Annotated in this window: 24 protein-coding genes; 9 read left to right on the forward strand and 15 right to left on the reverse strand. The window is 68.6% G+C overall.

From position 1 onward, the window contains the following. The 3 genes from EV655_RS11785 to EV655_RS11795 all read right to left on the reverse strand — a co-directional run. The coding region (locus tag EV655_RS11785) for a HAMP domain-containing protein (protein ID WP_132545069.1) at positions 1-974 on the reverse strand (974 nt) is incomplete at its 3' end. A 24-nt stretch (positions 975-998) separates the two neighbouring features. Further along, on the reverse strand, positions 999-1,577 hold the full coding sequence (locus EV655_RS11790) for a hypothetical protein (RefSeq protein WP_132545071.1): 579 nt from the start codon (positions 1,575-1,577) through the stop codon (positions 999-1,001). Between the two features lie 805 nt (positions 1,578-2,382). Further along, positions 2,383-2,943, reverse strand: coding sequence for a DUF2585 domain-containing protein (locus EV655_RS11795; RefSeq protein WP_132545073.1), 561 nt, complete (start codon positions 2,941-2,943; stop codon positions 2,383-2,385). Positions 2,944-3,041: 98 nt separating this feature from the next. Between EV655_RS11795 and EV655_RS11800 the strand changes: the two genes are divergently transcribed. Continuing rightward, a complete protein-coding gene (locus tag EV655_RS11800; protein WP_132545075.1) occupies positions 3,042-3,992 on the forward strand; it encodes an MBL fold metallo-hydrolase in 951 nt (316 codons plus the stop codon). An 87-nt stretch (positions 3,993-4,079) separates the two neighbouring features. On the opposite strand, the gene EV655_RS11805 is transcribed toward EV655_RS11800, so the two are convergent. Genes EV655_RS11805 through pdhA form a run of 3 tightly spaced genes read right to left on the reverse strand, consistent with a single transcriptional unit; the run spans position 4,080 to position 7,797 of the window. Further along, positions 4,080-5,399 (reverse strand): pyruvate dehydrogenase complex dihydrolipoamide acetyltransferase, encoded by a 1,320-nt coding sequence (locus EV655_RS11805; protein WP_132545077.1) that lies wholly within the window; start codon positions 5,397-5,399, stop codon positions 4,080-4,082. A gap of 11 nt (positions 5,400-5,410) precedes the next feature. Continuing rightward, positions 5,411-6,763 carry a pyruvate dehydrogenase complex E1 component subunit beta gene (locus EV655_RS11810; RefSeq protein ID WP_132545079.1) on the reverse strand — a complete coding sequence of 451 codons (1,353 nt, stop codon included), beginning with the start codon at positions 6,761-6,763 and terminating at the stop codon, positions 5,411-5,413. An 11-nt stretch (positions 6,764-6,774) separates the two neighbouring features. Continuing rightward, complete coding sequence (gene pdhA, locus EV655_RS11815) at positions 6,775-7,797, reverse strand: pyruvate dehydrogenase (acetyl-transferring) E1 component subunit alpha (RefSeq protein WP_132545081.1); 1,023 nt, start codon at positions 7,795-7,797, stop codon at positions 6,775-6,777. A 217-nt stretch (positions 7,798-8,014) separates the two neighbouring features. On the opposite strand from pdhA, the gene EV655_RS11820 reads away from it, so the two are divergent. The 3 genes from EV655_RS11820 to EV655_RS11830 are packed head-to-tail and all read left to right on the forward strand — an operon-like array spanning position 8,015 to position 11,551. Next, a complete protein-coding gene (locus tag EV655_RS11820) occupies positions 8,015-8,827 on the forward strand; it encodes a TIGR00282 family metallophosphoesterase (protein WP_132545083.1) in 813 nt (270 codons plus the stop codon). Beyond that, the gene (locus EV655_RS11825) at positions 8,824-9,753 is read left to right on the forward strand and encodes a DMT family transporter (protein ID WP_132545085.1); all 930 of its coding nucleotides are present in this window, start codon (positions 8,824-8,826) and stop codon (positions 9,751-9,753) included. Before EV655_RS11820 ends, EV655_RS11825 begins: the two co-directional genes overlap by 4 nt. A 19-nt stretch (positions 9,754-9,772) precedes the next feature. Continuing rightward, positions 9,773-11,551, forward strand: a complete 1,779-nt coding sequence (locus EV655_RS11830; RefSeq protein ID WP_132545087.1) for an SLC13 family permease — start codon at positions 9,773-9,775, stop codon at positions 11,549-11,551. A 51-nt stretch (positions 11,552-11,602) separates the two neighbouring features. Here the strand turns inward: EV655_RS11830 and tyrS are convergent, their stop codons facing one another. Beyond that, positions 11,603-12,853 (reverse strand): tyrosine--tRNA ligase, encoded by a 1,251-nt coding sequence (gene tyrS, locus EV655_RS11835; RefSeq protein ID WP_132545089.1) that lies wholly within the window; start codon positions 12,851-12,853, stop codon positions 11,603-11,605. Between the two features lie 66 nt (positions 12,854-12,919). On the opposite strand from tyrS, the gene EV655_RS11840 reads away from it, so the two are divergent. After that, a complete protein-coding gene (locus tag EV655_RS11840) occupies positions 12,920-14,026 on the forward strand; it encodes an anhydro-N-acetylmuramic acid kinase (RefSeq protein WP_132545091.1) in 1,107 nt (368 codons plus the stop codon). A gap of 3 nt (positions 14,027-14,029) precedes the next feature. Here the strand turns inward: EV655_RS11840 and EV655_RS11845 are convergent, their stop codons facing one another. Continuing rightward, on the reverse strand, positions 14,030-14,464 hold the full coding sequence (locus EV655_RS11845) for a cupin domain-containing protein (RefSeq protein WP_132545093.1): 435 nt from the start codon (positions 14,462-14,464) through the stop codon (positions 14,030-14,032). A gap of 235 nt (positions 14,465-14,699) precedes the next feature. Between EV655_RS11845 and EV655_RS11850 the strand changes: the two genes are divergently transcribed. Continuing rightward, complete coding sequence (locus tag EV655_RS11850) at positions 14,700-14,960, forward strand: hypothetical protein (protein ID WP_132545095.1); 261 nt, start codon at positions 14,700-14,702, stop codon at positions 14,958-14,960. A 51-nt stretch (positions 14,961-15,011) separates the two neighbouring features. Here the strand turns inward: EV655_RS11850 and eno are convergent, their stop codons facing one another. From eno to EV655_RS11865, 3 genes are all read right to left on the reverse strand, one after another. Next, entirely contained in the window at positions 15,012-16,286 is a 1,275-nt protein-coding gene (eno, locus tag EV655_RS11855) for a phosphopyruvate hydratase (RefSeq protein WP_132545097.1), read from the reverse strand. Between the two features lie 45 nt (positions 16,287-16,331). Continuing rightward, positions 16,332-17,207: a DMT family transporter gene (locus EV655_RS11860; RefSeq protein ID WP_132545098.1), complete on the reverse strand. Its 876-nt coding sequence runs from the start codon at positions 17,205-17,207 to the stop codon at positions 16,332-16,334. 65 nt (positions 17,208-17,272) lie between these two features. After that, a complete protein-coding gene (locus EV655_RS11865; protein WP_132545100.1) occupies positions 17,273-17,686 on the reverse strand; it encodes a Fur family transcriptional regulator in 414 nt (137 codons plus the stop codon). 156 nt (positions 17,687-17,842) lie between these two features. Here EV655_RS11865 and EV655_RS11870 point away from each other — a divergent pair, with 156 nt between their 5' ends. Further along, a complete protein-coding gene (locus EV655_RS11870) occupies positions 17,843-18,751 on the forward strand; it encodes a DMT family transporter (protein ID WP_132545102.1) in 909 nt (302 codons plus the stop codon). Here the strand turns inward: EV655_RS11870 and EV655_RS11875 are convergent. The 4 genes from EV655_RS11875 to mazG all read right to left on the reverse strand — a co-directional run bounded on the left by EV655_RS11875 (position 18,730) and on the right by mazG (position 23,232). Further along, positions 18,730-20,169 (reverse strand): protein adenylyltransferase SelO, encoded by a 1,440-nt coding sequence (locus tag EV655_RS11875; RefSeq protein WP_132545104.1) that lies wholly within the window; start codon positions 20,167-20,169, stop codon positions 18,730-18,732. The genes EV655_RS11870 and EV655_RS11875 overlap by 22 nt on opposite strands. Positions 20,170-20,243: 74 nt before the next feature. Next, positions 20,244-21,182, reverse strand: coding sequence for a nucleoside hydrolase (locus EV655_RS11880; protein ID WP_132545106.1), 939 nt, complete (start codon positions 21,180-21,182; stop codon positions 20,244-20,246). 122 nt (positions 21,183-21,304) lie between these two features. Then, positions 21,305-22,312 carry a Fe(3+) ABC transporter substrate-binding protein gene (locus EV655_RS11885; protein ID WP_132545108.1) on the reverse strand — a complete coding sequence of 336 codons (1,008 nt, stop codon included), beginning with the start codon at positions 22,310-22,312 and terminating at the stop codon, positions 21,305-21,307. A gap of 77 nt (positions 22,313-22,389) precedes the next feature. Continuing rightward, positions 22,390-23,232, reverse strand: a complete 843-nt coding sequence (gene mazG / locus EV655_RS11890) for a nucleoside triphosphate pyrophosphohydrolase (protein WP_132545110.1) — start codon at positions 23,230-23,232, stop codon at positions 22,390-22,392. 114 nt (positions 23,233-23,346) lie between these two features. Between mazG and speB the strand changes: the two genes are divergently transcribed. After that, positions 23,347-24,327: an agmatinase gene (gene speB, locus EV655_RS11895; protein WP_132545112.1), complete on the forward strand. Its 981-nt coding sequence runs from the start codon at positions 23,347-23,349 to the stop codon at positions 24,325-24,327. Then, positions 24,324-24,794: a DUF1499 domain-containing protein gene (locus EV655_RS11900; protein WP_132545114.1), complete on the forward strand. Its 471-nt coding sequence runs from the start codon at positions 24,324-24,326 to the stop codon at positions 24,792-24,794. The genes speB and EV655_RS11900 overlap by 4 nt, the downstream gene beginning before the upstream one ends. The last annotated feature ends 6 nt before the right edge of the window (positions 24,795-24,800 follow it).

Below are 24,800 nucleotides of genomic sequence, written 5' to 3' on the forward strand. Positions count from 1 at the left end.
GCGTGGATCTCGGTCGCGTTCTCCGCAATCGACGCCAGCATCTCGTTCAGCGTCGATACCGTCGCGTTGAAATCATGCCGCAACTGCTCGTAATCGCTTGCGAATGTCTCGTCGAGGCTGTGCGTGAGATCGCCTGCGGCGAGCGACATCAACCCGCGGCCCAGCCGTTCGACAGCATGCGCCTGTTCCGCGCGGGCCTGTTCGCGTCCGGCCTCGGCCGCCGCCGCGTCCTGCAGCCGCAGGCGCAGCGAATCGAGGCTGCGGGCGATCAGCCCGATCTCGTCGCGATTGCCGGTCATCGGGATCTCGGCGTCATAGGCGCCGTCCGCGACCTGCGCCATCGCGGTGCTGACGCGTTGCAGCGGTATGCCGATCATGCGCCGCAACAGCAGGGTCGCGATCCCGATCAGGACAAGGAAGAACACCCCGGCAATCGCCATGTCGACGGCCGAGTTCACGATGATTTCGGTCATCAACCCGTCCGACGTCCAGACAGCGCCAAGTGCCCCGACCGTCGTGCCATTGCCATAGAGAACCGGCGCGGCGAGGATCAGGTTCTTCCGGTCGATCGCGATCTCGCCGGTCTCCAGCGCGCGCCGGGCCAGATCGGCCATTGTCGCGGCATGTTCTGCGGACGCGCTGCCGGATTTCACGATCCGTTCGCCCGCGACGTTCCAGACGCCCGCCTGGACGAAATGCTCCCCCGCGCGTTCGGTGTAGAGGCCAAGCTGTTCCTCGACCGCGTCGAGCTTGGCGAACTTGAGGTGACCGGCAAGGTTCCCGGCATAGGACACCGAAACCTCGGACATGAGGTCGGCGAGATGGTCGTGAACGATCTCGTAGGCGCTGCGCGTGGAAGCGGTCAGCACCATCGCAGCAACCAGAATGGCCGTTGCCGCGACGAGGCCTGCGCCCTTGATGAAGACCGAGCCGCTGACGCGGCCCAGCCCTGTCGTTCCCGTAGAACCTTGCATCGGTCGTCTCCTGTTCCGGACGGCTTACATGAAGGCTTCGCCGTCGACGCCCACCGTCATCGCGCCGATCGGTGCGCCGCTGGCGGGGTCGGTGATCGTGAACGAGATCTGTGCCTGGTAGCGCTGGCTTGACTCGTCGAACTCGATCTCGCCGAAATGCACCGCATCCGGACCCACGACGAAGGTCATCGAGTGTTTCTCCTCGTCGCCCTGCCAGTAATCCGAGGTGACGTCGGAGGCAGCCACGTTGAGGCCCTTGGCATCCATGAGGATGATTTCCGTGATCTGGCCTCCGGTGGCCGCCATCTGCTCGCGCAGGTAGTCGGCGACGGGGCCGGTGATCACCGGCTCGATGAGCGGGGCGCTGCCGCTGCCGACCTGGGCGCGCCATGCGGTATCGAGCTCGTCGATCTTGGCTTGGTCGTAGCCGCCGTTCTGCGCGTTCCCGGCGAGGACCGCGTCGATGATGACGGGGGAGGTCGCCCAGCTGCGAACCGAGCTTTCGAGATAGGCGGCCATCTGGGTGTCGTAATCGCCGGCATTGGCGCCGGAGGCCGCGACGACGGCGAGAAGGGCTGTGAGTTTCGTAACCGAACGGACCATGGTGTACCTTTCCTTGATCGGGTCAGCGCCGCGGACCACGGGCGCAGATATCCTGAGGAGTAGGGCGAATCTCCTACCGTGGGCTTAACGGGATCGTCCCCGGCATGGCGTGACCGCGGCGCCGGGGACGGGTCAGGCGGGGAGGGGACTGCTGTCGGGGCGGGATGGCAGGGGCAGGACAGGGCGGGCGGTGCGCGTTGGAACTTCGACTCAGTACATTGGAATTAAAAAGATATCAGGGCTCGTCAGGCGTCGTCGTCAGGTGGGCTGCCAGTCCGGCAACAGCGCCGCATCGAACACGTCAGCGTCCGCCCGGGACGGCATTAACCAGTTTGGAATTCTCGTAGGGGCCGCGGCCTCGACGGCCCCCCGGTTCGCGGGATCGGGCGCGCCGCCTGATCGGGACGGACAGCCGTGCGCGTCCGGGCGCGGACGGATGGTGCCCCGCACGGCACATCGGATCGGAGGCGCCATGGCGCGACGGGCACACTGGCTGGCATCGGCGAACGATCCCGGAACCGATTTTCTGCTGGAGAACCTGCCCTATGAAGTCGTGTCGCTGGGCGCGGCGCCACCGGGCTGGACCGCGGTGATGGCACGGGGACCGGCGGTGTGGTCGGCGCTGCGCGCACCGCCGACCGAGCTTCTGGCCGAGGGCGGCGATCCGGCGCTGCTGCGGGTGGGCGACCTGATCGGATCCGGCACTGTCTCGGGGCCTGGCCGAGGGCTGCCGGGTCGGCTTTGGCGATTGCGCGGGCCGCGTGCTGCCGGCGCGTGCCGATCCGTTCGGGGCGGGGCGATGATCTCAGCCGCCGGCCTGCCAGACACGGACCGCTTCGAGCGGCCAGAGCAGCATCAGAACGTTCAGCGCGAGCCCGTCGCGGATCACGATCGCGGTCAGGATCTCGAAGCCCAGAACCAGCGCGACGCTTGCCCAGACAGGGATCACGCGCGCAAGGTAAAAGCCCGCGACCATGGCCAGCATGTCGCAAAAGGAATTCAGCACGCTGTCGCCGTAATAGTCGAGGCTGATCGTGACGGCGCGGTAGCGTTCAATGACCGTGTCGGAATTCTCGACGATCTCCCACGCGACCTCGATCAGCGTGGCAAGCGCAAGGCGCCAGCCAGGGCCGAGCCGCGGCAGGGCCAGCCCGAGCCCGGCGTAGAACAGGATGCCGTGGATCAGATGCGACGGCGTGTACCAGTCGGCGATGTGCTGGGAATTCTCGGCGCTCATCGTCTCGCCGTGCCAGAGCTTGACATGGCCGCAGGGGCAGATCGGTTCGCGCCCGGCCAGCAGCAGCCAGACGACGCCTCCGAAAAGGATGCCCGCGGTGATCCAGTATGGCAGACTGCGTTGCGTCATGGGGCAAGCGAAGCACGCGGGCGGCGTGCCGTCCAGCGGTTTGCCGGAGCCATCAGGCCGCCTGCATGGCGGCGCGAAAGACAGGGGGGATGAACGGCATGACCAGGGTATTCGCAAGCCAGGGGGATCTGGCCGAAAAGACGGTCAGTTTCACCGAGATCGGGCGGGGGATCTGGGCCTTCACCGCCGAGGGCGATCCGAATTCCGGTGTCATCATCGGCGACGATGCGGTGATGGTGATCGAGGCGCAGGCGACGCCGCGCCTGGCCGGCAAGGTCATCGCCGAGATCCGCAAGGTGACCGACAAGCCGATCACCCACCTGGTGCTGACCCATTACCACGCGGTGCGCGTGCTGGGGGCCTCGGCCTATGGCGCGCGCGAGGTCATCATGTCCGAGGCGGCGCGCGCCATGGTGGCCGAGCGCGGGCAGGAGGACTGGGCGAGCGAGTTCGCCCGCTTTCCAAGGCTCTTCGCTGGGCACGAGGCTATCCCGGGTCTGACCTGGCCCACCACCACGTTCTCCGACCGCCTGAGCGTCTGGCTGGGCCGCCGGCGGGTCGACATCCTGCATCTGGGCCGGGCGCATACGGCGGGCGATGCGGTGGTGTGGGTGCCCGATTCCGAGGTGATGTTCACCGGCGACATCGTGGAAGACCGCTCTGCCTGCTATTGCGGCGACGGGCATTTCCGCGACTGGGGGCGGACGCTGGATGCGATCGCCGCGTTCCGGCCCGTGGCCATCGGGCCGGGCCGCGGTGCGGCGCTGGCGGGCGAGGCGATGGTGAGCCGCGCCATCGAGTCCACGCGCGACTTCCTCGACAGCACCTTTCGCCCGGCGGCCCGGGTCGCGGCCCGTGGCGGCACTCTGAAAGAGGCGTGGGACGCGGTGCGCGCGGAATGTGATCCGAAATTCGCGGACTATGCGATCTACGAGCATTGCCTGCCCTTCAATGTCGCCCGTGCCCATGACGAGGCGCGCGGGATCGACACGCCCCGGATCTGGACGGCCGAGCGCGACCGCGAGATGTGGGCCGCGTTGCAGGGCTAGACTCGGGGGGACGCGCGCCGTGCGGAACGGTCCCGCGCGTGCGGGGTTTGCGCCGGCCCTCGCAGGACAGCTTGCGTCTGGACTGGCTCAGGCGAGCATGGCCATCGGGTTCTCGAGATTGTCCTTGATCGCCTGCAGAAGCTCGGCCCCGAGCGCGCCGTCGATCACGCGGTGGTCGACGCTGAGGGTCACCGACATCACCGTGGCAGCCTCGATCCCGCCCGCATCGGTGACGACGGGTTTGCGGACCCCCGCGCCGACAGCGAGGATCGCGCCGTGGGGCGGGTTGATGACCGCGTCGAAATTGTCGATGCCGAACATGCCGAGATTCGAGATCGCGAAGCTGCCGCCCTGGTAGTCCTGGGGCGCAAGCTTGCGGTCACGGGCGCGCGCGGCGAGGTCCTTCATCTCGGCCGACAAGGCCGAGAGCGTCTTGGTCTCGGCGTCCCTGAGCACCGGGGTGAACAGCCCGCCCTCGATGGCGACGGCGACGGCCACGTCCGAGGGTTTCAATTGCAGGATGCGGTCGCCCGCCCAGACCGCATTGGCGGCGGGCACCTGCTGAAGGGCCAGCGCACAGGCCTTGATGATGAAATCGTTGACGCTGAGCTTGACGCCGCGCGGTTCCAATTGCCGGTTGAGCTGCGACCGGAAGGCAAGCAGGTCGTCGATCCGGATGTCGCGGCGCAGGTAGAAATGCGGAATGGTCTGCTTGGCTTGCACCAGCCGCGCGGCGATGGTCTTGCGCATCCCGTCCAGCGCGATCTCTTCATGCGGGCGGTCGGCATAGAGCCGGGCCACGGCCTGTGCGTCGGGACCGGCGACCATGGGCGCGGGGGCGGGAGCGGCGGTCTCGGTGGCCGGAGCGGCGGCGGGTTTCGCGGCGGTTCCGGGCTCTGCGGTTTCGACATCCGCCCGGACGATCCGCCCGCGGGGGCCCGAGCCCGTGAGCCCTGCAAGGTCGATCCCCCTTTCGGCGGCGATCCGGCGCGCGAGCGGCGAGGCGAAGACGCGATCGCCCTTGTCGGTCGTCGGCGCGGGCGGGGCGGCGGCCGGTGCGGGGCCCCCGCCGGGGGCCGCCTTGCCGGCCGCGTCGGCCCCCTGGGCCTCCGGTGCCCTTGCCGTGGCGGGCGCGGGGGCCGCTGCCGCTGCATAGGCGCTCTCGCCTTCGGCGAGCAGGATCGCGATGGGGGTGTTCACCTTGACATTGTCGGTGCGGGCGGGGACGAGGATCCGGCCGATGGTGCCGTCATCCGCCGCCTCGAACTCCATCGTCGCCTTGTCGGTCTCGATCTCGGCGATCAGGTCGCCTGCGGCAACGGTGTCGCCCTCTTTCACCAGCCACTTGGCAAGCGTGCCTTCCTCCATCGTGGGGGACAGCGCGGGCATCAGGATTTCCGTGGGCATGCCTGACCTCCTCAGCGATAGGTGACGGCGCGGACAGCCTCGATGACCTCTTTGGTGGTCACCAGCGCGAGCTTTTCCAGGTTCGCCGCGTAGGGCATCGGCACGTCCTTGCCGGTGCAGTTGATCACCGGTGCATCGAGCCAGTCGAAGGCCTGTTGCATCAGCACCGCCGAGATGTGGTTGCCGATCGAGCAGACCGGGAAGCCCTCTTCGACGGTGACGCAGCGGTTGGTCTTCTTCACGCTCTCGATCACGGTGGCGGTGTCCAGCGGGCGCAGGGTGCGCAGGTCGATCACCTCGGCCTCGATCCCCTCCTTGTGCAGCGCCTCGGCGGCCTCGAGCGCATAGGTCATGCCGATGCCGAAGCTGACGATGGTCACGTCCGAACCCTCGCGCCAGATGCGGGCCTTGCCGAAGGGAACGGTGAAATCCTCCATCACCGGCACGTCGAAGGACCGGCCGTAGAGGATCTCGTTTTCCAGGAAGATCACAGGGTTGGGGTCGCGGATCGCGGTTTTCAGCAATCCCTTGGCATCGGCCGCGGAATAGGGCTGGACCACCTTGAGCCCCGGAATATGGGCGTACCACGCGGCATAGTCCTGGCTGTGCTGGGCGGCCACCCGCGCCGCCGCGCCGTTCGGCCCGCGGAACACGATCGGGCAGCCCATCTGGCCGCCGGACATGTAAAGCGTCTTGGCGGCCGAATTGACGATCTGGTCCATCGCCTGCATCGCGAAGTTGAAGGTCATGAACTCGACGACGGGGCGCAGCCCGCCGAAGGCCGCGCCCACCCCGAGCCCGGCAAAGCCGTGCTCGGTGATCGGCGTGTCGATCACCCGTTTCGCGCCGAACTCGTCCAGCAGCCCCTGGCTGATCTTGTAGGCGCCCTGGTACTCGGCCACCTCCTCGCCCATCAGGAACACGGTATCGTCGCGCCGCATCTCCTCGGCCATGGCATCGCGCAGGGCCTCGCGGACGGTGGTCGACTTCATCGCCGTGCCCTCGGGGATCTCGGGGGCGTGCCTGACCAGGTGCCCGGTCACATGCGGCTGCGCCGTGGCGGGGGCCTTGGGGGCCGGAGCGCCGGGGGCGGCGTGGACCGGGGCGGGGGTCACTTCCTCGCCCTCGGCCACCAGCACGGCGATGGGGGTGTTCACCTTGACCCCGTCGGTGCCCGCGGCCACGAGGATGCGGTCGAGGATGCCGTCATCCGCCGCCTCGAATTCCATCGTTGCCTTGTCGGTCTCGATCTCGGCCAGGATGTCACCGGCGGCGACCTTGTCGCCCTCCTTGACCAGCCACTTGGCCAGCGTGCCCTCTTCCATCGTGGGCGAGAGGGCGGGCATCAGGATTTCGGTTGCCATGTCTGTCCCCCTCAGGCGTTCTGCGGCGCCAGTTCGGCGTAGATGTCGGTGTAAAGCTCGTCCACCGCGGGTTCGGGGCTTTCCTTGGCGAACTCGGCGGCCTCGTTCACGATGTCCTTGATTTCCTTGTCGACGGCCTTCAGCTCGTCCTCGGTCGCGTGCTTGCCCTGCAGGATCAGCTCGCGCACATGCTCGATGGCGTCGCGTTCCTCGCGGATCTTCTGCACCTCCTCGCGCGAGCGGTATTTCGCGGGGTCCGACATCGAGTGGCCGCGGTAGCGGTAGGTCATCACTTCCAGGATGTAGGGGCCCTTGCCCGCACGGCAGTGGGCGACGGCCTTTTCACCAGCCGCCTTGACCGCCAGCACGTCCATCCCGTCGACCTCCTCGCCCGCGATGCCATAGGCCGCGCCGCGTTCCCAGAGGTTCGGCGATTTGGTGGACCGCTTGACCGCGGTGCCCATCGCGTACTGGTTGTTCTCGATCACGAAGATCACCGGCAGTTCCCAGAGCTGGGCCATGTTGTAGGTCTCGTAGACCTGGCCCTGGTTTGCCGCGCCATCGCCGAAATAGGCAAACGTCACGCGGCCGTTGCCGAGATACTTGTCGGCGAAGGCCAGCCCCGCCCCGATCGGAACCTGGGCGCCGACGATCCCGTGGCCGCCGTAGAAATGGCGCTCCTTCGAGAACATGTGCATCGAGCCGCCCTTGCCCTTGGAATAGCCACCCTCGCGCCCGGTCAGTTCGGCCATCACGCCCTTGGGGTCCATCCCGCAGGCCAGCATGTGGCCGTGGTCGCGATAGGAGGTGACGCGCTTGTCGCCCTCCTCGGCGGCGGCCTCAAGCCCGACCACCACCGCCTCCTGGCCGATGTAGAGATGACAGAACCCGCCGATCAGGCCCATGCCGTAAAGCTGGCCGGCCTTTTCCTCGAATCGCCGGATCAGCAGCATCTCGCGGTAAAAGCCGAGAAGTTCGTCCTTGGAAGTGTTTGATGTCGAGGCGGTTTTCGCGGATGTTCTTCGCGTGGCCATCGGGCGGCGCCTCCCCTGCGCTGCAAGTAGTTTAACGTTAAACAAAATGGTAGCAGACTGGCCGCGCCAAGGCGAGGGATTTCCCACCCCCCACCCCCGCGCCGTGCCGCAAAACGCGCTGGCCCGGGACGCCATCCCGTGATCCGGGCGGGACGTGTGCGCCCCGCCACCCGTGACGTCTTGCCCTTGGACCCGCCGCGGCCTAGGGCTGGATCCCATGAAACTCTTGTTCCTCGGAGACGTCATGGGCCGGGCCGGCCGTGACGCGGTGATCGCACGGCTGCCCGCGCTGCGGGCCGAGTGGCGGCTCGATTTCGTCGTTGTCAACGGCGAGAATGCAAGCTCGGGCGCCGGGTTGACCCCGGCCCATGCGCGGGTGCTGCTGGACGCGGGCGCGGATTGCCTGACGCTGGGCGACCATGCCTTCGACCAGAAGGACATGTTGACCTTCATCGAGCAGGAGCCGCGCATCCTGCGCCCGCTGAACTATGCCAAGGGGGCACCGGGCAAGGGTGCGCGCCTGTTCGAAGCCGCGGGCGGGCGCAAGGTCCTGGTGGCGCAGGTGCTGGGCCAGGTCTTCATGAAGCGGCCCTTCGACGATCCGTTCTCGGCGATCGAGCCGGTATTGAAGACGCACCCTCTGGGCGGTCTGGCGCAAGCCGCGATCGTCGACATGCACTGCGAGGCGACGTCGGAAAAGATGGCGATGGGCCATTTCTGCGACACCCGCGCCAGCCTTGTCGTCGGTACCCATACCCATGTGCCGACGGCGGACGCGCAGATCCTGCCGGGGGGCACCGGCTACCTGTCGGATGCGGGCATGTGCGGCGATTACGATTCGGTCATCGGCATGGACAAGGCCGAGCCGATGCGCCGCTTCATCACCGGCATGGCCAAGGCGCGCTTCAGTCCGGCGCTGGGCGAGGCAACGGTTTCCGGCGTCTATGTCGAGACCGACGACCGCACGGGCCGCGCCACGCGCATCGCCATGGTCCGCCAGGGCGGGCGGCTGGAGCAGTCGGGGCCATGATACCCCGGCCGCGCTGGCTGCCGGCCGCGACGCTCCTTCTGGTGGGGGCGGGCTGGGGGCTGACGACGCCGCTGGTCAAGCTCGCGGTCGAGGGGGGCTACCGGCCCTTCGGCATCATCTTCTGGCAGCTTGTCATCGGCGCCGCGATCCTGTGGCCGGTGCAGGCGGTGCGGCGCCAGCGCCTGCCGCTGGGCCGCCCGCATCTGCGGGTCTACGCGGCGCTTGCGGCGCTGGGCACGCTGTTTCCCAACGCGGCCACCTACCGGGCGGTCGAGCAGTTGCCCGCGGGTCTCGTGACGATCCTCCTGTCCTCGGTGCCGATGTTCGCCTTCGCCATCGCGCTGGCGCTGGGTGACGAGCGGCTTGGGCCCGGGCGGCTTGCCGGGCTTGTCCTGGGCCTGGCCGGTGTCGCGATGATCGTCGGTCCCGAGGCGGCGCTGCCCGACCGGGCGATGCTGGGCTTCGTGCTGCTGGCCCTGGTCGCGCCCCTGGTCTACGGGGTCGAGGGCAATTACATGGCGCGCGCCGTCGTGCCGGGGCTGGACCCGCTGGCGGTCGTGCTGGGTGCCTCGCTTGTCGGGCTGCCGGTTGCAGCGGGGCTTGCCCTTGTGACGGGGCAATGGATCACGCCGGCGCCGCCCTGGGGCATGGCTGATCTTGCGGTCTTCGCCTCTTCGGCGGTCGATACCACGATCTACGGGGCCTATGTCTGGCTGGTGGCCCGCGCGGGCGCGGTCTTTGCCGCGCAGGCGGCCTATCTGGTCACCGGGTTCGGCGTGCTGTGGTCGGTGGCGCTGCTGGGCGAGAGCTATTCCGGCTGGGTCTGGGCGGCCATGGGCGTGATGCTGGCGGGCCTCGCCCTGGTGCAGCCGCGCGCTGACTCCGCGCTTGTTCCGGCGGCGCCTGCCGCTAAACATGTGCGGTGACGCCGCAAAAGGGCTCTGGATGATCGCGCTTCCCCTTTCCGAAACCGGCATGGCGATCCTGTCGCTTGCCGTCGTGGCCGCGATGTTCGTTCTGTTCGTGCGCGAAAGCTATCCCGCCGAGGTGATCGCCATTGCGGGCGCCACGGTGATGCTGGTCACCGGCATCCTGCCCTACGAGGCCGCGCTTGCGGTGCTGTCGAACCCCGCGCCCTGGACCATCGCGGCGATGTTCCTGGTGATGGGGGCGCTGGTCAGGACCGGTGCGCTCGACTGGGTAACGCAGGCGGCCGAGCGCAACGTCCAGCGCAAGCCGAGGGCCGCGATCGCGGCGCTGATGGCCTTCGTGGTGGGCGCGTCCGCCTTCGTGTCGAACACGCCCGTCGTGGTGGTGATGATCCCGGTCTTCGTGCAGCTGGCCCGCAGCCTGGGGGTCTCGGCCTCCAAGCTGCTGATTCCGCTGTCCTACGGTGCGATCCTGGGGGGCACGCTGACACTGATCGGCACCTCGACCAACCTGCTGGTGGACGGTGTGGCCCGTGGCCTGGGGCTGGCGCCCTTCACCATCTTCGAGATCACGCCGCTCGCGGTCATCCTCGTCGGTTGGGGCATGCTCTATCTCTGGCTCTTCGGTCGCCGCCTCCTGCCCAACCGCGACAGCATGGCGGACCTTCTGTCCGACAAGTCGCGGATGAAGTTCTTTACCGAGGCGGTGATCCCGCCCGAAAGCAACCTCGTCGGCCGCGAGGTGCTGGGGGTGCAACTGTTCAAGCGCGAGGGCGTCCGGCTGATCGACGTGATCCGCGGCAACGAGTCGCTTCGCCGCAACCTGCAGGGCGTAAGCTTGCAGGTCGGCGACCGGGTGGTGCTGCGCACCCAGGTGACGGAACTGCTGTCGCTGCAGCGCAACAAGTCGCTCAGGCGTGTCGACCAGCTTTCGGCAGTCGAGACACAGACGGTCGAGGTGCTGATCTCGCCCGGCTGCAAGATGGTGGGCCAGCGGCTGGGCGATCTGCGGCTGAGGCGGAAATACGGGGTCTACGTGCTGGCGGCGCACCGGCGGAACCAGAATATCGGCCGCCAGCTGGACGATCTGGTGGTCAAGGTCGGCGACACGCTGCTGCTGGAGGGGGCGCCGGGCGACATCAAGCGGCTGGCCGACGAACAGGGGCTGGTCGACATCTCGCACCCCGCGGGGCGGGCCTATCGGCGGGCGCATGCGCCGATTGCCATCGTGGCGCTGTTCGGGATCGTGGGGCTTGCCGCCTTCGGCGTCGCACCGATCCTGATGCTGTCGATCCTTGCGGTCGCGGTGGTGCTGCTGACCCGCTGCATCGACGCCGAAGAGGCATTCTCCTTCGTCGACGGAAGGCTTCTGGCGCTGATCTTCTCGATGCTGGCGGTGGGGGCGGCGCTGGAAAGCTCGGGCGCGGTCCGGCTGATCGTCGAGGGCGCGGCGCCCTGGATGGCCGGTCTTCCGCCCTTCCTGATCGTCTGGGCGATCTACCTGCTGACCTCGGTCCTGACGGAACTGGTGTCGAACAACGCGGTGGCGGTGGTGGTGACGCCCATCGCGATCGGGCTGGGGCAGGCGCTGGGGGTCGATCCGCGGCCGCTGGTGGTGGCGGTGATGATCGCCGCCTCGGCCAGTTTTGCCACGCCGATCGGCTATCAGACCAACATGATGGTCTACGGCCCCGGCGGATATCGGTTCACCGATTTCCTGCGGGTGGGGATTCCGCTGAACCTGAGCGTCGGGCTGCTGGCCTCGGCGCTGATCCCGGTGTTCTGGCCGCTCTAGGGACCGGGGCGGGGGCCCGTGGGCCGCCGCCGATATCCCTGGCGCAGTCGCTCAACCCGCAAGCCGCACCAGAGCGTGGCGCTTCTTGCCGGCCGACAGCTTGAGGCCCGGCGCGATCTCGTCGGCGGTCATCAGGCGCACCTCGGACACGATCTCGTCGTTGATCCGGGCGCCGCCCTCGGCCACCAGGCGCTTGGCCTCCTTGCCCGATGCGGCGAGCCCCGCCGCCACGAAGATGGCGGTATTGGCGATCCCCTCGCCGATATCGCCCCGGCTGAGGGTCACGGTGGGCAGATCCTCGCCAACGCCGCCCTTTTCGAACACCTCGCGCGCGGTGGCCTCTGCCGCTGCCGCCGCCTCGGCGCCGTGGCAAAGGGCAGTCACCTCATTCGCCAGCACGATCTTGGCCTCGTTGATCTCGGCCCCTTCCAGCGCGCCCAGGCGGTTACATTCTTCGACCGGCAATTCGCTGAAAAGCTTGAGGAACCGCCCCACATCCGCATCCGCGCTGTTGCGCCAGAACTGCCAGAACTCGTAAGGCGAACGCATTTCGGCGTTCAGCCACACCGCGCCGCCCGCCGTCTTGCCCATCTTCGTGCCGTCTGCGGTGGTCAGCAGCGGCGAGGTCAGCCCGAACACCTCGTTGTCGAGAATACGCCGCGTCAGGTCGATGCCGTTGACAATGTTGCCCCATTGGTCCGAGCCCCCCATCTGCAACCGGCAGCCATAGCGGCGGTTCAGTTCCAGGAAGTCATAGGCCTGCAGGATCATGTAGTTGAATTCGAGAAACGACAGCGACTGTTCCCGGTCCAGCCGGGATTTCACGCTTTCGAAGGACAGCATCCGGTTGACCGAGAAATGCCGCCCGATATCGCGCAGGAACTCCAGATAGTTCAGGTCATCCAGCCATTCCGCGTTGTTCAGCATCAGCGCATCGGTCGGACCCTCGCCATAGTCGAGGTACTTGCCGAAGACCTGCTTTACCCCCGCGATGTTGGCGTCGATCTGCGCCGGCGTCAGCAGCGGGCGTTCGTCCGACCGGAACGAGGGATCGCCCACCTTGGTCGTCCCGCCGCCCATCAGCGTGATCGGCCGGTGGCCGGCCTTCTGAAGCCAGCGCAGCATCATGATGTTCAGCAGATGCCCCACATGCAGCGAGGCCGCCGTCGCGTCATAGCCGATATAGGCGGACACCACCCCCCGGCTCAGCGCCTCGTCGAGGCCCTGGTAATCGGTGCAGTCGGCCATGTAGCCGCGCTCGATCATCACGCGCAGGAAATCCGATTTCGGGTGGTAGGTCATCGCCTCTTGTCCCTGGGGGTGGTTTTGGCCAGTGATATATCGGGCAGGCCGCAGAAGGGAAAGGCCATGTTGAAACCGGGGCCGGTCCGGGCGCTGGGCACGATGTCTGGCACGTCGCTTGACGGGGTGGATGCCGCCGTTCTGGTGACCGATGGCGAAACGATCCACCGCTTCGGCGAGACCGCCTATCGCCCCTATACGGACGAGGAACGCGCGGTGCTGGCCGCCGCGTTGGGCCGCTGGCCCGGAGAGCCCGGGGTCGAGGCGGCGGCCGAGGTGGTCGAGGCCGCCCATGCCGAGGTGATGGCCCGGTTCCGCGATGTCGGGATTGCCGGCTTCCACGGCCAGACTCTGGCCCATGATCCGGGCGGGCGGGGTACGCATCAGGCGGGATCCGGCCGGGTGCTGACCGAGGTGCTGGGTTTGCCCGTCGTGTGGGATTTCCGGTCGGCCGACATCCGGCTGGGCGGGCAGGGGGCGCCGCTGGCCCCGTTCTTCCACTTTGCCTGTGCGAAATGGATCGGGGCACGGGCGCCACTGGCCTTTGTCAATCTGGGCGGGGTGGGGAACCTGACCTGGATTGATCCTGCGCGCGACCGCCCCGAGGCGCCCGGCGCGCTGCTGGCCTTCGACACCGGCCCCGCGAACGCGCCCATCGACGATCTGATGCGGGCGCGGCTTGGACAGGACTGCGACCGCGACGGGGCGCTGGCGGCCGGGGGACAGGTGGACGAGGGTGTGATCGCCGCCTTCCTCGCCCATCCGCATTTCCGGCGGATGCCGCCCAAGTCGCTTGACCGGAACGATTTTGGAACGCTCGGCGCGCAGGTCGCGGGGCTGTCCGACGCCGATGCGGCCGCCACGCTGACCGCGGCCGCGGCAGCCGCGGTTGCGGCCGGGCTGGATCATTGCCCGACGCCGCCCGGGCGGCTGCTGGTCACCGGCGGCGGGCGGCGGAATCCCGTGTTGATGGAAATGCTGGCCGCGCGCACCGGGTTGCCCGTGGACCCGGTCGAGGCCGTCGGGCTTGATGGCGACATGCTTGAGGCGCAGGCCTTCGGTTACCTGGCGGTGCGTGTTGCCCGTGGCCTGCCGACCTCCTGCCCCTCGACCACGGGGGTCGGGGCGGCGGTGGGCGGCGGGATTGTCAGCCGGCCACCGCGGGCCGGCTGAACCTCAGCCCGTCGCGCGGGGGATGTCGAACCCCTCGGGTGCCATCTCGAAGCCTTGGAAGGTGAACCCCGGGCTGACCGTGCAGCCGACCAGCGTCCAGGCCCCCAGCGGGCAGGCGGCCTGCCAGTGATGGGCAGGCACCACGATCTGCGGACGCTCGCCCCGGGCGAGGTCGGGCCCGAGACGATGGGCCATGGCCGGACCGGCGGCGGTTTCGGCGAGGCAGAGTTCCAGCGGTGCACCCGCGTGGAAATGCCAGATCTCGGCGGCATCGACCCGGTGCCAGTGGCTTTGCTGCCCCTCGGCCAGCAGATAGTAGATGGCGGTGCCCGCAGGCCGCGCACCGTCCTCGGCCGCCGCGCGCCAGGTTTCGCGATACCAGCCGCCTTCGGGATGGGGGGTCAGTCCCAGTGTCGCGATGATCTCGTCTGCGGTCATCGGTCCAGTCCAGCTATCGCGGCGCTAACTGGAAACATATCAGATCCGCCGAAAAAAAGCGCAAGTCGCCACGTTTCGGTCATCAAAAGTGACATTTGGGAGACGTAAAATGCTGCAACGCAGAGTAATCGGCCGACTCTGTTGCTGCGTCGCAGCATTTCGGGCAAGCCGCGTCTGGACAGGCGGGTGGCCCGGAATCCGTGCGGGGGCAGGGCGGCGCAAAGGGACAGCAGAGATGGACACCGAAAAAGAGCAGTCTACGGGGACGGGCGAAGCGGCAGAGATCGCACCACCCCTCAGCGCCGAGGATATCGCCTCGCGCATCCTCGGCTTCACGCGGTTCTGCATGGGGCAGGCAAGCGAGCGGCTGGAACAGGCCGCGCTCAGCCGCGGCTGGATCGACGAAGAAGGCCGTCCCACCGCGGATGGGCGCGCGCTGATCACCGCGCTCACCAGCGGGGAATGTGCCTACGGCGTCTACCGGCTGCCGGTCTGAAGGGAAGGGCGCGCCCGTCCCGGGGAAGGGCGGGCGCGTCCGGATCAACGGTCACTTCAGGATCGACCGGCCCGCATAGACCGCCGTCTCACCCAGCATTTCCTCGATCCGGATCAACTGGTTGTATTTCGCCAGCCGGTCCGAGCGCGACAGCGAGCCGGTCTTGATCTGGCCGCAGTTCGTCGCCACGGCAAGATCGGCGATGGTGGCGTCCTCGGTCTCGCCCGAGCGGTGCGACATCACGTTGGTATAGCGCGCCCGGTGCGCCATATCGACCGCCGCCAGCGTCTCGGTCAGCGTGCCGATCTGGTTGACCTTGACCAGCATCGAGTTCGCAACGCCCGCCGCGATCCCCTCGGCCAGCCGCTTCGGGTTGGTCACGAACAGGTCGTCGCCCACCAGCTGCACCTTGGCCCCCAGTGCCTCGGTCAGCAGTTTCCAGCCCTCCCAGTCGTCTTCGGCGCAGCCATCCTCGATCGAGATGATCGGGTAGTCGGCGCAGAGCTTGGCCAGGTAATCCACGTTCTCGGCGGCCGTCAGCGACAGGCCCTCGCCCGCCATCTCGTACTTTCCGCCCTTGAAATACTCGGTCGAGGCGCAGTCGAGCGCGAGGTAGATGTCCTGCCCCGGCGCATAGCCCGCCTTCTCGATGCTCTTCAGGATGAAATCCAGCGCCTCGCGGGTGGACGACAGGTTCGGCGCAAAGCCGCCCTCGTCGCCGATCCCGGTATTGTGGCCGGCCGCCGACAGCTCCTTCTTGAGCGTGTGGAATACCTCGGACCCCATGCGCACCGCGTCGCGGATATTGCCGGCGCTCACCGGCATGATCATGAATTCCTGGATGTCGATCGGGTTGTCGGCGTGCTCGCCGCCGTTGATGATGTTCATCATCGGCACCGGCAGCGTGCGCGCCGAGGTGCCGCCCACATAGCGGAACAGCGGCTGGGTGGTGAAATCGGCCGCGGCCTTGGCCACCGCCAGCGACACGCCGAGGATCGCGTTGGCGCCCAGGCGCCCCTTGTTCTCGGTCCCGTCGAGTTCAATCATTGCGGCGTCGATGGCGACCTGTTCGGTCGCATCCATGCCCACCAGTTCCTCGGCGATCTCGCCATTGACGGCGGCCACCGCCTCCAGCACGCCCTTGCCGAGGTAGCGCGCCTTGTCGCCGTCGCGCCGTTCCACCGCCTCATGCGCGCCGGTCGAGGCGCCCGAGGGCACCGCGGCCCGGCCCATCGTGCCGTCCTCGAGGATCACGTCCACCTCGACGGTGGGATTGCCCCGGCTGTCGAGGATCTCGCGGCCGATGATGTCGATGATCGTGCTCATGGACGGGCGTCCTTCCCTTGCTGCAGATGCAAACCTGCGCGCGTTCTAGCGCCGGGCGCGGGACTTGGAAAGGGCGCGTTCCCGCCACAGCGTGTAAAGTCCCGAGGCGATGATGATCGCGGCGCCCCACAGCGTCGCCGCGTCGGGCCGCTCGCCGAACGCCAGCACCCCGATCCCCAGCGCAAAGACAAGCCGGGTGTAGCGGAACGGGGTCACCACCGCGACCTCGCCCACCCGCATCGCCTCGACGATGGCGTAGTAGCCGCCGATCCCCATCACCAGCGCGCCCGCCATCAGCCCGGCCAGCGGCCCGTCCAGCGCCACCGGCCCCCGCTCCAGCGCCATCAGCAGGATCCCCAGCGGTACCAGCATCGCGAACCCGTAGGCGGACAATTGCAGCGAACTGACTGTGCGGGGCGTCGCACGCGTGGCCAGGTCGCGCAGCGCCAGCCCGAACACGCCCAGCACCGCGAACAGCGAGGCGGGCTGGAAGCCCTCCATCCCCGGCCGGATGATCAGCAGCACCCCGCCAAGGCCCACCAGGATCGCGCTCCACCGCCGCCAGCCGACCTGTGCGCCGAGGAACAGCGCCGCGCCCAGCGTCACCACCAGCGGCGTCGCCTGCAGGATCGCCGAGGCCGTGGACAGCGGCGTCAGCGCGATGGCGTAGACGAAGCCCAGCGTGCCCAGCACCTCGCCCAGGTTGCGCAGCAGGACCGGCCGGGTCAGCAGCGCCCGCGACCACAGCCGCTGCCCGCGGGCCAACGCCATGGCGCCGAAGACCAGCGCGCCGCCCGCGCCCAGCATCGCGAGGATCTGGCCGACCGGCAGCGTCGCCGCGGCGCTTTTCACGAACATGTCTTCCAGCGCGAAGGCGGCCATCGCGGCCACCATCAGCGCGATGCCGCGCAGGTTGTCCATCGGGGGAATCCGGTCGGGGGTGTCTGCCTCGCCTTACCCCGCCCGCGCGGCGCAGGGAAGGGGGCTCACCCCTTCTTGACCGGTACGCCGTAAAGCTCCAGCCGGTGGCCCTTCAGCCGATAGCCCAGCTTTGCCGCGATCCGCTCCTGCAGGGCCTCGATCTCGGGGTCGCAGAATTCGATCACCGCGCCGGAATTCATGTCGATCAGGTGGTCGTGGTGATCGCGCTCGGCATCCTCGTAGCGGGCGCGCCCGTCGCCGAACTCGTGCTTTTCCAGAAGCCCCGCCTCCTCGAACAGCTTGACCGTGCGGTAGACCGTCGCGATCGAGATCTTCGGGTCGACCGCGCTGGCGCGTGCATAGAGCGCCTCGACGTCGGGGTGGTCGTCGCTGTCGTCCAGCACCCGCGCGATCACCCGGCGCTGGTCGGTCATGCGCAGGCCCTTGGCCTCGCAGCGGGACAGGATCGTATCGGACATGGCGCCCCCTGGTTCGCGGCTTCGGTTTACCCCGTGGCCCGGCCGGATTCCAGCCCCGCCGCGTGTCCGGTCCGCGTCCGAGCGCGCCCCGATCGCGCGGCTTGACACGTCCCGCGCGGCGGCAAAGGGTGGCGCCGCCCGAACCGAGAAAGCCCAATGGAGCGCAAGGACCATATCGACGCCTTCGGCGTGGCGGCGCTGATCGCCTTTTCGGGGCTGCTGGGCTTCAACCAGGTGGTCATCAAGGTCGTGAACGAGGGGTTGCAGCCGGTGTTCTGGGCCGGATTGCGCTCGGCGGGGGCGGTGCTGGTGCTTGGCCTCTGGATGACGGCCCGCGGCCGCCCGCCCCGGATCGCGCCCGGCACGGTCTGGGCCGGTCTGCTGATCGGGGCCGTGTTCTCGGTCGAGTTCGTCTTCCTGTTCCTCGCCCTCGACCTGACGACGGTCACCCGCACCTCGGTCATCTTCTACTCGATGCCGGTCTGGCTGGCGCTGGCGGGGCATGTCCTGCTGCCGGGTGAACGGATCACGCGGCGCAAGGCGCTGGGCCTTGCACTGGCCTTTGCGGGCGTCGCCTGGGCGATCGTCGACCGCGGCGGGCCGGGCGGTCAGGCCAGCCTGGCGGGCGATCTCTGCGCGCTGGGCGCGGCGTTCGGCTGGGCGGGGATCGCACTCTGCGCCCGGGCGACGCCCCTGAACCGCGTGGCGCCCGAGATGCAGCTGTTCTGGCAGGTGACGGTGTCGGCCCCGATCCTGTTGGCGCTGTCGCCGCTGTTCGGGCCGCCGGTGCGCGAGCTTGCACCGGTTCACCTCTGGGGGCTCGGCTTCCAGATCGTGGTGATCGTCAGCTTCGGTTTTGTCTCGTGGCTCTGGCTGCTGTCGCGCTATCCGGCCTCCGGAGTGGCCAGCTTCAGCTTCCTGACCCCGGTCTTCGGGGTGGCGCTGGGCTGGGCCCTGCTGGGCGAGCATGTCGGCCCATCCGTCCTGGGCGCGCTGGTGCTGGTCGCCGCGGGGATCGTGCTGATCAACCGCCCCGCCCGCGCTCAGGTGCCGCAGAACGTCTGACGCACCTCTTCGCCGGGGGCGGGCGGGGCGCTGAAGGCGGCATGGTCCGCCGCCAGGTCGAAGGGCTGCGCGGTGATCTTCACAAGGGTTTCGAACGGTCCGAAATCGCCCTCGACCGCGGCGGCGATCGCCTGCTCGACCCGGTGATTGCGCGGGATCACGGCCGGGTTCGCCGCGCGCATCCGCTCGGCCTGGACCGAGCCCGGCACAGGTTCGCGCGCCCGCCGGTCGCGCCACGCCTCGGCCCAGGCCTCGAACCCCGCCCGGTCGCGCAGCCCGGCGCCGGGTGCGTCCTCTGCCAGCCAGCGGAAGGTGTTGGTGAAATCCGCCCGTTCGGCCGCCATCAGGTCCAGCAGACGGTGGATCAGCCCGGCATCACCGTCCTCTGCGGTGGCAAGCCCGATCTTGGGCCGGAACACCGCCAGCCAGGCCTCGCGAAACAGCCCGGGGAACTCCCCGATCGCCTCGGTCGCCCGCGCAATGGCGGTGTCCTCGTCGGCGTCGATCAGCGGCAGCAGGGTCGAGGCGAACTGCGCCAGGTTCCAGGCCGCGATATCGGCCTGGCGGGCATAGGCATAGCGTCCGTAGACGTCGATGGAACTGAACACGGTATCGGGGTGATAGCCATCCATGAAGGCACAGGGGCCATAGTCGATGGTCTCGCCCGAGATCGCGGTGTTGTCGGTGTTCATCACGCCGTGGATGAACCCCACCCCCATCCACTGCGCCACCAGCCGGGCCTGCGCAGCGATGACCCCGCGCAACAGGTCGAGCGGCCCCTCGGCCTCGGGGTAATGGCGCGCGATGGCATGCTCGGCCAGCAGCCGCAGCGCCTCGGTGTCGCGGCGGGCGGCGAAGAACTGGAAGGTGCCGACGCGGATATGGCTGGCGGCCACGCGGGTCAGGACTGCGCCGGGCAGGATCGCCTCGCGGATCACCTCCTCGCCCGTGGTCACCGCCGCCAGGGCCCGCGTGGTGGGCACGCCCAGCGCATGCATCGCCTCGGACACGACATATTCGCGCAGCACCGGCCCCAGCCAGGCCCGCCCGTCGCCCATCCGCGAGAACGCCGTGCGCCCCGCACCCTTGAGTTGCAGATCGAACCGCCGCCCGTCGGGGGCCACCACCTCGCCCAGCAGGATCGCCCGCCCGTCGCCCAGTTGCGGCACGAAGCCCCCGAACTGGTGCCCCGCATAGGCCTGCGCCAGCGGCTCGGCGCCCTCGGGCACCGCGTTTCCGGAGAGCATCCCAACAGCGGCCTCGGAGCTTAACGCGGCGGGGTCGAGCCCTAGGTCGCGGGCGAGGGTTTCGTTCAGCTTGACCAGCCGCGGGGCGCGCACCGGCACGGGGGCCTGGCGGCTGTAGAACCGGTCGGGCAGGCGGGCGTAGGAATTGTCGAAGGGCAGCGTCAGGTCCATGGCGTGGATGTAGGGCGGCAAAAGGAGTTTTCACAAAGCTGCTGGCAGAATCCTCATCAAGGATCCTGCGCGCGTCACAGCCGCGCCAGCCGCTCGGTCAGCAGCGCGAAGAAGCCCTCGGCGTCCAGATCGCCCATGAACATCGCGTTGGGCGCCTTGCCGGTCACGCCCCACCAGTCCGCGACGGTCATGCCTGCGGTGAACCGCCCCTCGGTCTCGATCTCGACATTGATGTGCCGCCCCGAGAACAGGTCCGGGCGCAGCAGCCAGGCGGTGACGCAGGGGTCGTGCAGCGGCGCGCCCGCGCTGCCATACTTGGCCTTGTCGAAGCGCTCGAAGAAATCGGTCATCTCGGCGACCGCCTGGCCCACCCGCGTACCGAGCCCCCGGAACGCCGCGTTCCGCGCTTGCGTCACCAGCGCCTTGTGCGTGACGTCGAGCGGCATCACCGTCAGCGGTACGCCCGATCCGAACACGATTTCAGCGGCTTCGGGGTCGACATGGATGTTGAACTCGGCGGCCGGGGTGATGTTGCCGACCTCGAAATAGGCCCCGCCCATCAGCACGATCCCCGCGATCCGCGGCACGATCTCGGGCGCCGTCCGCATCGCGGTCGCGATGTTCGTCAAGGGCCCCAGAGGGCAGAGCGTGACGCTTTCCGCCGGTTCGCGGCGCAGCGTCTCGACGATGAACTCGACCGCGTGGGTGTCCTGCAGGGGCATCACGGGGTCGGGCAGGGCGGGCCCGTCGAGGCCGGTCTTGCCATGGACATGCTCGGCGGTGACCAGCGTGCGTTTCAGCGGCCGGTCGCAGCCCGCAAAGACCGGCACGTCCGTCCGACCCGCCAGTTCGCAGACGATGCGCGCGTTCTTCTGGGTCAGCGCCAGCGGCACGTTGCCCGCGACCGCGGTGATGCCCAGCACGTCCAGCTCGTCGGGGCTGGCCAGCGCCAGCAGGATCGCAACCGCGTCGTCCTGGCCGGGATCGGTGTCGATGATGATCTTGCGGGGCATGGGTGTCTCCGGGCGGCAATCGGCGCGGAGACTGGCGCGGGCGCGCAGGGATGTAAAGCGCCCGCGCCGCTGCCGCGGTCCCGACCCGGACGGGGAACCGCGGCGGACGGCCTGGCGGAGGATCAGCCGTCGAAATCGACCTCTTCCATCAGGCGCAGCGCGGTGGCGCGATGCCCGGCAAGGTCCATCAGGTTCACGTTGTCCGGGGTCAGGTCGCCCCAGCTTGCGACCAGGTCCGACGCCTTGGCCCCCGGCGCGACCGGGTATTCGTTGTTCACCTCGGCATAGATTTCCTGCGCCCCGGGCGAGGCGAGGAATTCCATGAACTTCAGCGCCTCGTCGCGGTTCGGGGCGGCCCTGGTCATCGCCACGCCGGACACGTTGACATGGGTGCCGCCGCCCTCGAATTTCGGGAACAGCACGTTGACGGACTCGGCCCAGGCCTTCTGTTCCGCATCGGCCAGCATCTGGCCCATGTAATAGGTGTTGCCGAGGCTGATGTCACACTCGCCCGCCCAGATCGCCTTGACCTGCGCGCGGTCGTTGCCCTGCGGCTTGCGCGCGAGGTTGGCCTTGACCCCCTCGATCCAGGTCTTCGCAGCCGCTTCGCCGTGGTGCTCGATCACCGCCGAAACCAGCGCGAGGTTGTAGGCATGCGTGCCCGAGCGGGTGCAGATGCGGCCCTTCCATTTCGGATCGGCAAGGTCCTCGTAGGTCGTGACCTCGGCGGGATCGACGCGGTCCTTCGCGGCATAGACGATCCGCGCGCGCGTGGTCACGCCGAACCACTGGTTGCCGGGATCGCGCAGGGCGGCGGGGATGTTCTCCTGCAGCACCGCGCTGTCGACGGGCTGGGTCACGCCGGCCTCGACCGCCTCGGCCAGGCGCGAGATGTCGACGGTCAGGATGATGTCGGCGGGGCTGCGGTCGCCCTCGGCCTGCAGCCGCTCGACAAGCCCCTTGTCGAGGAAGGCGACATTGGTCTTGATGCCGGTTTCCGCGGTGAAGGCGTCCAGCAGCGGCTGGATCAGTTCGGGCTGGCGATAGGAATAGATGTTCACGTCGGCCTGGGCGGCCGGGGCCAGCGTGGCGACGGCGGCGGTCGCGAGCAATGCGGTGCGCAAGGTCATGGGGTTTTCCTGTCCGTGGGTTGCGTGTCCGGGGGAAGGAAAGCTGACAAAATCACTCGGGTCAATACACGATTCTTTCAGTCGGATATTTTGGCGGCCCGGCGCTCGGCCGCCTTCGCCGCCTCCCAGAGCGCGTCCATCTCGGCGAGGTCCGAGTCCTCGGGCCGCTTGCCGCGTGCCTCAAGAGCAGCCTCCACCGCCCTGAAACGGCGCGTGAACTTGGCGTTGGTCGCGCGCAGCGCCTCTTCGGGGTCGATGTCCAGGTGTCGGGCGAGGTTGGCGATGGCGAACAGCATGTCGCCGAATTCCTCGACCACTTCGGCGCGCGTCATCGTCGCCCGCGCTTCGGCCAGTTCCTGCGCCTCCTCGACGATCTTGTCGACCACCTGGCCGATCTCGGGCCAGTCGAATCCCACCCGCGCGGCGCGCTTCTGCAGTTTGACCGCCCGGGTCAGCGCGGGCAGGGCCAGCGCCACGTCGTCCAGCACCCCGTGCGCGGCCTTCCGCGCCCGCTCGGCCGCCTTGATCGCCTCCCAGTCGCGGGTCTGCTGTTCGGCCGACTTCTCGCGGCTTTCCTCGCCGAAGACATGCGGATGGCGCGCCACCATCTTGTCGGCGATCGCATTGGCCACGGACTCGAAGTCGAACAGCCCCGCCTCAGCCCCCATCTGGGTGTGATAGACCGTCTGCAACAGCAGATCGCCCAATTCGCCCTCCAGCTCGCCCCAGGCCTCGCGCGCGATGGCGTCGGCGACCTCGTAGGCCTCTTCGATCGTGTAGGGCGCGATGCTGGCGAAATCCTGCTCGATATCCCAGGGGCAGCCGGTTTGGGGGTCGCGCAACCGGCGCATGATCTCGATCAGCCGGGGCATGCCGCCGTGCGGGTCGTGAACCAGGGCGTCGGACTCGTCGGGGGTCATGGAAATTCTCCTGCTGGGCGCGCGCAGGGAGTTGGGCAAATGCGCGCCCGGATGTAAAGGCAGGGCTGGCAAGCGGCGCACGCAGCGGTATCGTGGCGCCCGAACGGAGGCGACATGGCACTTGAAGACGCGAAGGACCAGGTGGACACCGCGATCACGCGGCAGGGGCACCGGGGGCTGTCCTATGAAAACGCCTTTGGCGGCGTGACCTCGTTTCTCAGGCGCACGCTGACCAAGGATCTGACGGGCGTCGATCTGGCGGTGACCGGCATCCCCTTCGACCAGGCGGTGACCAACCGGCCCGGCACGCGGCTGGGGCCGCGCGCGATCCGCGAGGCCAGCGCGCTTCAGGCCTGCGACGCGCCCTATGGCTGGGGCTTCAACCCGCTGGAGGCGTTCGATATCGTCGATTACGGCGATCTGGCCTTCGATTATGCGACCGTGGCCGAGTTCCCGGCGGTGCTTCAGGCCCATGTCGCGGGCATTCTCGACGCGGGCGCCGCCTGCATCGCGCTGGGGGGCGATCATTCGATCTCGCTTCCGATCCTGCGCGCGCATGCCGCCCGCCACGGGCCGCTGGCGCTGGTCCAGTTCGACGCCCATTCCGATACCTGGGACGATGGCGGGCCGCAGCGGATCGACCATGGCACGATGTTCCGCAAGGCGGTGCGCGAGGGGCTGATCGACCCCGCGCGGTCGGTGCAGGTGGGCATCCGCACCGACAATCCCGACCCGATGGGCATCACGGTTCTGGATGCGCCCTTTGTCCATGAACATGGCCCCGCCGCGACCGTGGCCCGCATCCGTCAGGTGGTGGGCGACGCGCGCGCCTATGTCAGTTTCGACATCGACGCGCTGGACCCGGCCTTCGCGCCGGGCACCGGCACGCCGGTCTGGGGCGGGCTGACCAGCGCGCAGGCCGCGGCGATGCTGCGCGGGCTCGCGGGCCTGAACATGGTTGGCGGCGATGTTGTCGAGGTCTCGCCGCCCTTCGATCCGGCGGGCATCACCGCGGTTGCGGGGGCCCATGTCGCGGTCGAACTGATCTGTCTCTGGGGCTGGAAAAAACGTGAAGATAACGGAGCAGGCCAATGAAAATCCTCATGTATCTCGTCGTCATCCTGCTGCTCGCCTCGGCAGCGGGGGCGGTCTATTTCCGCAAGGTCGCGGACGATCCGGGCGTCTGGCATGTCGACCCGCTGACCGCCGAAAAGCCCGCCACGCCGAACGCGATCCTCGTCCGGCCCGAGGGCGGCGACCGGACCGCGCCGGCCTATGACGTGACGCCCGAGGCGCTGGCGCGCGCAATCGACGACCTTGCGCTCGCCGAGCCGCGCACCCGGCGCATCGCGGGCAGCCCGGACGAGTTGTGGATGACCTATGTCCAGCGCTCCGCGCTCTGGGGCTTTCCGGACTACATCTCGATCAAGGCCTTGCCGAAGGACGATGGCGCGACCTGGGCGGCGTTTTCGCGATCGCGCTTCGGCCAGTCCGATCTGGGCGTGAACGCCGCGCGCCTTGCCCGCTGGCAGGAGGCGCTGCGCGCCAGCCTCGGGCCTTGACCGCGC

Origin of the sequence: Rhodovulum euryhalinum (assembly GCF_004342445.1) — a bacterium.
Lineage (GTDB): Bacteria > Pseudomonadota > Alphaproteobacteria > Rhodobacterales > Rhodobacteraceae > Rhodovulum > Rhodovulum euryhalinum.